Origin of the sequence: Streptomyces katrae, from assembly GCF_000966975.1 — a bacterium.
In the GTDB taxonomy this organism is placed as follows: domain Bacteria; phylum Actinomycetota; class Actinomycetes; order Streptomycetales; family Streptomycetaceae; genus Streptomyces; species Streptomyces katrae.
In genome coordinates this window covers 1-1,264 of sequence record NZ_JZWV01001154.1, presented here as the reverse complement: position 1 = coordinate 1,264, position 1,264 = coordinate 1, and the positions used below count along the sequence as shown (strand labels likewise).

2 protein-coding genes are annotated in these 1,264 nt (G+C 68.0%); both read left to right on the top strand.

Annotation, left to right across the window (positions count from 1 at the left end; all coding sequences use genetic code 11):
* Positions 1 to 154 precede the first annotated feature (154 nt).
* Positions 155 to 709: a DUF742 domain-containing protein gene (locus tag VR44_RS34085; protein WP_094192095.1), complete on the top strand. Its 555-nt coding sequence runs from the start codon at positions 155 to 157 to the stop codon at positions 707 to 709.
* On the top strand, positions 690 to 1,264 hold a 575-nt coding region (locus VR44_RS34080; protein WP_045951514.1), incomplete at its 3' end, for a GTP-binding protein. The genes VR44_RS34085 and VR44_RS34080, both read left to right, overlap by 20 nt.

Here is a 1,264-nt window from a genome sequence, read left to right as displayed (position 1 = left end):
AGCGGGCAGCGTCCTCACTCCGGACCTGCGCGCGGAGCTGCAGGGAAGCCTTCTCAACTAGCAAACAAGCAGTGCGTTTCGCGTCATCGCACCGTAGGGTGCGGTGGCGCGGTTCCACAGGGAGTACTGCGTTCTTGGAGTCGGAGGAGGAAACGTGACAACACCCGGAGGACATCCTTATGGCGGCCAGCAGCCGCAGGGTGGGCACGACCAGAACCGCTTCAACTTCCCCTCCGCTCCCAGCCGGCCCGTGCCGGAGCAGAACCCCTACGCACAGCAACCGTACGGCCAGCCCCAGCAGCCCCAGGCGCCCCATCGGCTTCCTCAGCAGCCCCCCAGGGCTTCGCAGCCGCAGGCTCCGAAGGCGCACAACCCGCTGGTGCGTCCGTACGCGATGACCGGCGGCCGGACCCGGCCGCGCTACCAGCTCGCCATCGAGGCGCTGGTCAGTACCACGGCGGATCCCGCGCGGCTGCAAGGGCAGTTGCCCGAGCACCAGCGCATCTGCCGCCTGTGCCAGGAGATCAAATCCGTCGCGGAGATCTCGGCACTTCTCTCCATTCCTCTTGGTGTCGCCCGCATCCTCGTAGCCGACCTGGCGGAGGCGGGCCTTGTCGCCATTCACCAGCCCGGCGGCGACGAGTCTGCCGGCGGCCAGCCAGATGTGACACTGCTCGAAAGGGTGCTCAGTGGACTTCGCAAGCTCTAACGGCGGAGCGGCTCGCTCCACCACCTCCGCGAAGATCGTGGTGGCGGGCGGCTTCGGCGTGGGCAAGACCACGTTCGTCGGCGCGGTCTCCGAGATCAACCCCCTGCGCACCGAAGCCGTCATGACCAGCGCCTCGGCCGGCATCGACGACCTCACCCACACCGGTGACAAGACGACCACCACGGTCGCCATGGACTTCGGCCGCATCACCCTGGACCAGGACCTGATCCTGTACCTCTTCGGTACCCCCGGACAGGACCGCTTCTGGTTCATGTGGGACGACCTCGTCCGCGGCGCCATCGGCGCCGTCGTCCTCGTCGACACCCGCCGCCTCGCCGACTGCTTCCCCGCCGTCGACTACTTCGAGAACTCGGGCCTCCCCTTCGTCATCGCCCTCAACGGCTTCGACGGACACCAGCCCTACACCCCCGAAGAAGTCCGCGAGGCCCTCCAGATCGGCCCCGACGCCCCCATCATCACCACCGACGCCCGCCACCGCGGCGACGCGAAGAGCGCACTCATCACCCTCGTCGAACACGCCCTCATGGCACGGCT